5 protein-coding genes are annotated in these 7,861 nt (G+C 69.8%); 3 read left to right on the top strand and 2 right to left on the bottom strand.

The window, feature by feature from the left end; all coding sequences use genetic code 11:
• Position 1: 1 nt before the first annotated feature.
• Complete coding sequence (locus Vlu01_RS26425) at positions 2-1,474, bottom strand: NAD(P)/FAD-dependent oxidoreductase (RefSeq protein ID WP_239096139.1); 1,473 nt, start codon at positions 1,472-1,474, stop codon at positions 2-4.
• A gap of 576 nt (positions 1,475-2,050) precedes the next feature.
• Between Vlu01_RS26425 and Vlu01_RS26430 the strand changes: the two genes are divergently transcribed.
• The 3 genes from Vlu01_RS26430 to Vlu01_RS26440 are packed head-to-tail and all read left to right on the top strand — an operon-like array spanning position 2,051 to position 5,628.
• Positions 2,051-2,716 carry an ABC transporter ATP-binding protein gene (locus tag Vlu01_RS26430; protein WP_239096140.1) on the top strand — a complete coding sequence of 222 codons (666 nt, stop codon included), beginning with the start codon at positions 2,051-2,053 and terminating at the stop codon, positions 2,714-2,716.
• A complete protein-coding gene (locus Vlu01_RS26435) occupies positions 2,716-5,097 on the top strand; it encodes an ABC transporter permease (protein WP_239096142.1) in 2,382 nt (793 codons plus the stop codon). The genes Vlu01_RS26430 and Vlu01_RS26435 overlap by 1 nt, the downstream gene beginning before the upstream one ends.
• Positions 5,098-5,133: 36 nt before the next feature.
• Positions 5,134-5,628 carry a YcxB family protein gene (locus tag Vlu01_RS26440; RefSeq protein WP_204004595.1) on the top strand — a complete coding sequence of 165 codons (495 nt, stop codon included), beginning with the start codon at positions 5,134-5,136 and terminating at the stop codon, positions 5,626-5,628.
• Positions 5,629-5,712: 84 nt separating this feature from the next.
• Here Vlu01_RS26440 and Vlu01_RS26445 read toward each other — a convergent pair whose 3' ends face one another.
• Positions 5,713-7,431: a cellulose binding domain-containing protein gene (locus tag Vlu01_RS26445; protein WP_204004598.1), complete on the bottom strand. Its 1,719-nt coding sequence runs from the start codon at positions 7,429-7,431 to the stop codon at positions 5,713-5,715.
• Between the last annotated feature and the right edge of the window lie 430 nt (positions 7,432-7,861).

The raw sequence follows: 7,861 nt of genomic DNA on the forward strand, positions 1-7,861 counted from the left end.
GTCAGCCGGTGGTCGACTCCGGTGCCCCGCGCCGTGCCGCCTCGGGTCCTGGTACCGCTGCGTCCGGTCGCTGGTGCGGCGGGGCGACCGGTGCGGTGTCCGCTGGTGCGCTCGGGGTGCCACCGGCTCCGGGAACCAGCCGGTCGGCCGCTCCGGTGACCTGCTGCAACGCGACGCGGGCCAGCACCTGCTGCAAGGTGACCGTCCGTTCGGAGCGGCCCCGTCCGATGAAGCTGACGAACCAGTGCAGCACGGCGGTGACCCGGTTCTTGAAGCCGACCAGGTACAGCAGGTGCACGGCGAGCCAGAGCAGCCACCCGGTGAAGCCGGAGAGCCGCAGTCGGCCGATGGTGGCCACGGCGGAGAAACGCGAGATGGTGGCCATGCTTCCCTTGTCGCGGTACCGGAACGGCTGTCGCGCCGGCTCTCCGCGTACCTGCCGGATGATCTGCCGCGCCGCGTGCTGCCCACCCTGGATCGCCACCTGGGCGACGCCCGGCAGCCGGTCCAGCGCCATCAGGTCACCGACGACGAACACCTCCGGGTACCCGGGCAGGGTGCAGTCCGGCTCGACCTTGACCCGTCCGGCCCGGTCGGTCTCGGTGCCGGCGGCAGCCGCCAGCCGCGCTCCGAGCGGCGATCCCGACACCCCGGCCGCCCAGATCTTCGTCATGCAGCCGATCCTGCTCCGCTGACCGTTGCCGTCGACCAGATCGATGCCGGCGTCGTCCACACCCACCACGGTGGTGCCCAACGACACCTCGACGCCGAGTCGGCGCAGCTGCCGCAGTGCCTTGGCGGACAACTGCTCGCCGAACGTGCCGAGAACCGAGTCGGCCGCGTCCAGCAGCACGATCCGTGCCTTGCGTGGGTCGATCCGCCGGAACTCGCCCGGCAGGGTCCGGTGCGCCAGCTCGGCGATCTGCCCGGCCATCTCCACGCCGGTCGGTCCGGCGCCGACCACCACGAAGGTCATCCACCGCTCGACCGCCGCCGGGTCGGTCTCCAGTTCCGCCAGCTCGAACGCCCCGAAGATCCGCCCGCGCAGCTCGAGCGCGTCGTCGATGCTCTTCATCCCGGGAGCGTGCTCGGCGAACTCGTCGTGGCCGAAGTACGACTGGGCTGCGCCGGCCGCGACGATGAGGCTGTCGTACTCCGTGGTGAACGTGGTCAGGGGCGCGTTCGCGGTGATCGTGCGGCGCTCCAGGTCGATGTCGGTGACCTCGCCGAGCAGGACCTCGACGTTGCGCTGGCGGCGCAGGATCTCGCGAGTCGCCGGTGCCACCTCGCCGGGGGAGAGGATGCCGGTGGCGACCTGGTACAGCAGCGGTTGGAACAGGTGGTGGGTGGTCCGCGCGACGATCGTCACGTCCACCGGCGCGCGGCGCAGTGCCTTCGCCGCGAAGAGACCGCCGAAGCCGGAGCCGACGATCACCACCCGATGTCGTCGTCCACCGGTCTGAGTGCCGTTCACCTGTCCTCCGTCTCGGTCGAGGGGCATGCTCGCGTGATTGTCCGCCGCGCTGGCGCCGGGTGATTCGCGGGAGTCCGGCGTAGACCAGCGACCGTAGCGTGCTCTCGGCGGTGTCCACCCGGTCCGCGATTCACCATCGACTCGCCTCCTGGACCAGATCTGGCGGATCCCACGCGCCTCGATCCGCCCTCGTGAACCCGTACCCGGACGTCTGACCGACAAACTGCCTGGCGAGTCAGCACGTGGCCGAGCGCAGGAAAGCAACACCTTCGTCCTAGGACGGCTCCGGTGCCTGCTGCCTGGCCTCCGCATCCGGGCCGGCTGACGGCCCCGTCCCGACCAGCGCGGGACGTCCGCAGGCCAGGGAGACCTTTCACAATTCTGTCAGGACGCGGTCCAGCACCGCCACGTCCGGCAGAGTGGCGGCGACAGGTGCAGACACAGGCCTGTCGCCCGAACGGTTGCCGTGCCCGGCCGCTGGCATGAGAAGGGTAGGCGTTGACCGTGACGCGTCACCGCACCAGCCGTTCGAGCACGAGCCCACGGACGGACGAGCCGGTCATCCAGGTGCGTGGCGTGGCGAAGACGTATCCCGTTCCAGGTGGTGAGTTTCCCGCGCTCGGCGGGGTGGACATCTCGGTGGACGCCGGCGAACTCACGGCCGTGGTGGGCCGGTCGGGCAGCGGCAAGACGACACTGTTGAACCTGCTCGCGGGGATCGACCGGCCGACCGCCGGGGAGATCTGGGTGGCCGGGACCGCCGTGCACGAGGTACCCGAGACCAAGCTGGCGGCCTGGCGGGGTCGCGCGGTCGGACTGGTGTTCCAGTTCTTCCAGTTGCTGCCGACGCTGACCGTCGCCGAGAACGTGATGCTGCCGATGGACTTCTGCGGCACGGTCGCGGCGCGCCGTCGCCGGCCACTCGCGTTGGAGTTGTTGGACCGCGTGGGGATCGCCGAACACGCTGACAAGGTGCCCGCCGAGCTGTCCGGCGGACAGCAGCAGCGGGCGGCGATCGCCCGGGCACTGGCCAACGACCCGCCGGTTCTCCTGGCGGACGAACCAACCGGCAATCTCGACAGTGCCACCGCCGGGTCGGTGCTGGAACTGTTCCGGGAGTTGGCCCACGGTGGCAAGGCCGTCGTGATGGTCACCCATGAGCGGGACCTTTCCGGGTACGCCGACCGGCTGGTCACGTTGGCCGACGGTCGGGTGGTGGAGGACGTGGTGGTTTCGACGTGATGCGCCCCCGGACGGTGAAGATGTGGCGGGACCTGTCCGCCGCCCGGGGCCGGGTCGCGCTCATGATCCTGGCGATCGCGGTGGCCATGTCCGGTGTCGGCGCGCTCCTCATCGCCCGTACCGTGATCGTCCGGGAGGCCGCGGCGGCCTATGCCGGCACCAATCCGGCGAGCGCGACCCTGGAGGTACAGGGCGGCGTCGACGCGGCCCTGCTCGCCCAGGTCCGCACCCGACCCGGTGTGACGGACGCCGCGGCGCGGCAGACCGTGCTGACCCGGGTCCGGGTCGGTGACCAGTGGCGTCGCATGCTGCTGTTCGTCATCGCGCCGGATGACCCGATGCGGGTGGCGAAGCTGCGGCTGAAGTCCGGCGCCTGGCCGCCCGCCGACGGTGAGCTGCTCATCGAACGCACCGCAGAGCCGGTCCTCGACGCGGCAGCCGGCGATCGTCTGGCGGTCGCCGGCCCTTCCGGCGCGACCACCGAGGTACGGGTCTCCGGCACCGTCTACGACGCCGCGTTGGCCCCGGCCGCACAGGAGAGCACCGGCTACGGCTATCTCACCCCGGCCGGGCTGGCTCGGCTCGGCTTCACCGCGTCGGCCGACGAGTTACGCATCGTCACGCCCGAGCGGGACGAGGCAAGTGTGGAGGCGACCGCGACCGCCGTCGCGGCATGGCTGACCGCCCAGGGCCGCCAGGTGCGGCTGATCCAGGCACCTCCGTACCAGCATCCACACCACAGCCAGTCCGAAACGATCACAGGCATGTTCCTGGCGTTCGCCGTGGCAGCCCTGATTCTCGCCGGGGTTCTGGTGGCGGCGACCCTCGGTGGGATGTTGGCGGCACAGACCCGTCAGATCGGCATCATGAAGACCGTCGGTGCGACGACCGGCCAGTTGCTGCGGGTGTACCTGGGAGCGGTTGCCGTGATCGCCGCGACCGCCACCGTGCTGGCCGTCGGTCCGGCGCTGCTGGCCGGGTACGGGCTGACCGGGCTGGTGGCCGAGATGCTCAACGTCGAGATCGCCAACCGGGTGACGCCGTGGTGGGTGCCTGCGAGTTATCTCGCCGCCGGGCTCGCGATTCCACTGGCGGTGGCGCTCGTACCGCTGGTACGCGCGGCTCGGATCACCGTACGGACCGCGCTCGACGAGCACGGGGCCGGCACCGGGGTGGGCAGTCGGCGCAGCGATCGGTGGCTGACCCGGCTGCGCGGTGGCCGACTCAGCACCCTCGCCCTGCGCAATCTGCTGCGCAACCGGGGTCGGCTGGTGCTGACGCTGGCCCTGCTCGCCGCCGGTGGTGCCATGTTCACCAGCGGGCTCAACAGCTCCGCTGCCTGGCGAAGCTGGGTCGACGACGGCATGGCCCGGCGCGCCTACGACGCGCAGCTGCGGCTCGCCTCATCGGCACCGGTCGACACCATCACCGGGGCCGTGAACGCCGTCGACGGCGTGGTCGCGGCGGAACCGTTCGTCTCGCTGGTGGCCACGCCCGCGACCGCGGACGGACGCATCGAGGTGCAGCGCACCTACCCCGACGACGGGCACGGCCGATTCCTGCTCGCCGCGCTACCCGTGCCCACTCGCATGGTCGACTTCGACGTCACCGCCGGCCGCTGGTTGGGGGCCGGGGACATCGACGGTGTCGTGCTGAACCAGAGCGCCGTGTCGCGGCTCGGCGATCCGCGCGTCGGCGACGACGTCTATCTGGCCGTCGACGGGGTGGTGGGGAGGTGGCGGCTCGTCGGCACCGTCGCGGAGGCCGGGGGACCGGCCACCGCGTACACGAGCCCGCAGAGCGTGAGCCGGTTCGTGGAGCCGGGGACCGCCAACATGCTCCACATCATCACCGTCGGCGACACCGCGACCGTGGCCGGTCAGGTGGAGGCGGCACTCGACTCGGCTGGGGTGGTGGTCGGTGAGTCAATGCTCACCGAGGACCTTCGTACGGCGATCGACGAACACGTGGCCATCTTCATCGGCACCCTGCTCGCGCTCGCCACGCTGATGGCGGCTGTCGGCGTCCTCGGGTTGGCGGCCACGATGAGCATCACCGTGACCCAACGCACCCGCGAGTACGGCGTCATGCAGGCCATCGGTGCCCGTCCCGCCACCATCCGCCGCATGGTCGTGCTCGAAGGCACCCTGACCGGCCTGCTCGGCTCACTTGTGGCGATCGCTCTCGGAGTGCCGCTGTCCGCCCTGGTCGGCGAACTGCTCGGCAGGATCTCCTTCGGCCTGCCACTGCCGCTGCACCTCGCACCTGGTGGCCTCGTCGCCTGGCTGGTGCTCTCGGTCGCCGCAGCGGCCGTGGCGACGCTGGTCGCGGCCCGCCGAGCCGCCCGGCTGACCGTCCGGGAGACCCTCAGCTATCAGTGAGCCGTTGCGGGCGGGCGGAGGCACTATCGTGGCGGCGTGCACATCCGTTTCGACGTACCAGCCGATCCCGCCTATCCGGGCCGCGTGGCCGCCGCGCTCAGCAGTGCTCAGCAGCGCAGGTACAGCTACATCGGCGCGGTGCTGGTGACGGTCGGTGCGATCGGTCTCGTCGTCTCGCAGGGGTTCGGGTGGGGTGACCAGACCCGGCCCCTCTGGATGGCGATGGTCGTGGGCGGCCTGCTGGCGTTGCTGTACTGGCCGTGGCTGCGGCTGCGCGCACGACGCCGTTCCAGTGGCTACGCCGTCGAGGGTGGCTACGACATCACCGAGGACAACATCATGATGCGGAGCGGCTCGGAGTCCGGTGGCATCGCCTGGGACGGGGTGTCCCAGGTGAGGTCCACCCCTGAGTTCTGGATCGTGTACGTGGGGCGGATGCCGGCGACGGTGATCCCACGCCGCCTGATGTCCGCCGAGGACGCTGAGACGTTGCGTGCGTACCTGGTTGCTCGTGGGCTGCTCACGTCGTGAGTTCCGCTGTCGTGGGGCCAGGTGGTGGCTGCCGGGGTGTGCGGGTGCGACCACATCCGCACACCCCGGTGGAGCTGAGACTCGTCAGGGGGTGAGCACGACTGTGGAGATGCTGCGTGCCCCGACGTTGACGGAGACCTGGCCGCCGTTCACGCTGACCGACTGACTGGCCGCGTTCGCGTTCTGCGAGGTGAGGTAGTGCTCGGCCCGGGTGATGTTCTGCGGCACCTGGATCACGGCATTGTTGACCGCGTTGGTCGAGCGGTTCAGGATCACCAGCGTGGTCTTGCCGCCGCCGGTGTAGGCGGTCACCTCCAACGGTGACGCCTTGGTGCTCTTCGTCAGGGCGACCCGCTGGTAGCCGGGACGGACGTACTTGGCGTACTGCGAGAAGGCGTAACCGCGCTTGAGCGGGGCACCGGCCGTGGTGCCGAAGGCCGCCTCGCCGTCACCGATGAAGGAGTAGTAACGCTTGCCGTACCACCAGACGTAGGCGGTCCAGTTGGCCTCCATCGACCGGTGCACCGTGCGCATGATGTCGTCGAGCGTCTCGTTCCAGACCGTCTGGTTGCCGGGGTTGCCCCAGATGTTGGAGCCGTTGCCGTCGGCGGCGTGCAGGTTCCACTCGGTCATCCACACCGGCTTGTTGTGCTGGTCGGCCAGGGGATAGGACCGCAGCCGGCCGGACTGCTCGGTGCCGTACAGGTGGCCGCCGATGTAGCCGATGTTGTTGCGGGCGGTCGTGTCGTTCAGGGTCGGGTCGGTGTAGGTGTAGTTCAGGTTCACCGCCTCGGCGACCATCAGCTTGGTGTTCTGCACGCGGGTGCCGTGGTCGCGTACGAAGTTGCGTAGCTCGGTGCCGCTCCAGTCCATCGAGTCGTAGTCCGGGTGCCAGTCCGGTTCGTTCTGCACCGAGGTGACGTCGATGGTCACGCCCTGGTTGCGCATGTACTGGACGTAGCTGTTCAGGTGGTTCGCGTAGTCGGCGTAGCGGTCGGTGCGCAGCTTGCCGCCGTTGACTCGGCTGTTGTTGGTCTTCCATTCCGCCGGTGCGGTCCACGGCGAGGCGAGGATCTTCACGTCGGATCCCGCGGACTTCGCCGTACGCAGGGCGTTGACCTGGGTGGACCACTCACCGGAGACCGGCGAGATGCCGGTACGCACGATGGACAGACCGAGCTGGTTGGCACCGAGCCCGACCAGGGTCTGCGTCTCGGCCGCCGACCAGGTGCCGCCCCAGATCGGGGTGGCCGCGCCGAATCCGTCGACGGTCTGGTATCTGGTGGCGGTGTTGACCGTGATGTCCGCCGGGCCGGTCGGGGGAGGCGGAGTGGTCGGGGGAGGCGGAGTGGTCGTCGGCGGGGTGGTGGGTGTGGTGCCGCCGGTGCAGGTCACGCCGTTGAGGGCGAAGCTGGTCGGCGCCGGATTACTGCCGGACCACGACCCGTTGAAGCCGAACGAGGTCGTGCCGTTGGTGGGGATGCTGCCGTTGTAGCTGACGTTGCGGGCGGTGACCGCCGCGCCATTCTGGGTCACCGTGCTGTTCCACGCCTCGGTGACGCGCTGCCCGGCGGCGTAGTCCCAGGTCAGCGTCCAACTGGTCACCGGATCACCGAGATTGGTGATGCCGACGTTGGCGCCGAAGCCGCCCTGCCACTGTGAGGAGACCGCGTAGGTCACCGAACAGCCCGCCGCCGCCGCGCCGGCCGGCAGGGCCACGGCGACCGCGGTCGATGCCAGGAGCACGGCGCCGACCGATGCCCGGGCGGCGTTGACTCTGAGTCTTCTCGTCACACGTTTCATCGCTGATGTGCCCTTCAGGAGATGTGTGGTTGAGCCTGGGTGACGCCATCCGTCGCAACCTGCTGAGAACGCTCACTTTCCAGGGCGGGCCCGGGTTGCGCCGCCTCCCATGTGCGTCCGCCAACCTGGGTGGCCGTGGCTGCCAGCCGAATCGCGGTTGGTTGATCGACGATCTCCGATCGGTGTCTTGAGGGTGTGGGAGCGCTCCCGTAATATACACGACACGACTGTTAACGCTCACCTAACACTGATCAGCGTCAAAGTCGAATGGTTACCTCGGCCGGGAGGATGTCTCATGTCCAGAACCAGACGCGTCAATGCCTGTCTGGCCTCATTAAGTGCCGCGCTGCTGGCCTCGACGGCGCTGGCCGTGGCGATGCCGGCGAGTGCCGCGGCGGCGGGTTGCTCGGTGAGCTACGCGGTGCCCTCG

It is taken from the genome of Micromonospora lutea (assembly GCF_016863535.1).
Classification (GTDB): domain Bacteria; phylum Actinomycetota; class Actinomycetes; order Mycobacteriales; family Micromonosporaceae; genus Micromonospora; species Micromonospora lutea.

Bases quoted from the DNA above. Each gene is read 5' to 3' on its own strand.
- Vlu01_RS26445 (WP_204004598.1), bottom strand. From the start codon at position 7,431: ATGAAACGTGTGACGAGAAGACTCAGAGTCAACGCCGCCCGGGCATCG.
- Vlu01_RS26435 (WP_239096142.1), top strand. From the start codon at position 2,716: ATGCGCCCCCGGACGGTGAAGATGTGGCGGGACCTGTCCGCCGCCCGG.